The 688-nt window shown below is 51.0% G+C and carries 1 rRNA gene; it reads left to right on the forward strand.

The annotated features are described in order from the left end of the window. A 23S ribosomal RNA gene (locus QYB95_RS19040) occupies positions 1-688 on the forward strand; the annotation flags it as partial.

Raw genomic sequence — 688 nt, forward strand, 5'->3', positions numbered from 1 at the left:
AGAATACTGGAGGTAGAGCACTGTTTGGACTAGGGGGGCATCTCGCTTTACCGAATTCAGACAAACTCCGAATGCCAGATATTTATACACGGGAGTCAGACTGCGAGTGATAAGATCCGTAGTCAAAAGGGAAACAGCCCAGACCACCAGCTAAGGTCCCAAAGTAATCGTTAAGTGGAAAAGGATGTGGCGTTGCTTAGACAACCAGGATGTTGGCTTAGAAGCAGCCATCATTTAAAGAGTGCGTAATAGCTCACTGGTCGAGTGACGCTGCGCCGAAAATGTATCGGGGCTAAACGATTCACCGAAGCTGTGGATGGACATCTTAGATGTCCGTGGTAGGAGAGCGTTCTAAGTGCGTTGAAGTCAGACCGGAAGGACTGGTGGAGCGCTTAGAAGTGAGAATGCCGGTATGAGTAGCGAAAGATGGGTGAGAATCCCATCCACCGTATGACTAAGGTTTCCTGAGGAAGGCTCGTCCGCTCAGGGTTAGTCGGGACCTAAGTCGAGGCCGATAGGCGTAGACGATGGACAACAGGTTGATATTCCTGTACCACCTCCCCGCCGTTTGAGTAATGGGGGGACGCAGTAGGATAAGATAAGCGTACCGTTGGTTGAGTACGCCCAAGCAGTAAGGCGTGGAAGTAGGCAAATCCGCTTCCTGTAACGTTGAGCTGTGATGGGGAGC

Origin of the sequence: Ureibacillus aquaedulcis (genome assembly GCF_030418165.1) — a bacterium.
In the GTDB taxonomy this organism is placed as follows: domain Bacteria; phylum Bacillota; class Bacilli; order Bacillales_A; family Planococcaceae; genus Ureibacillus; species Ureibacillus aquaedulcis.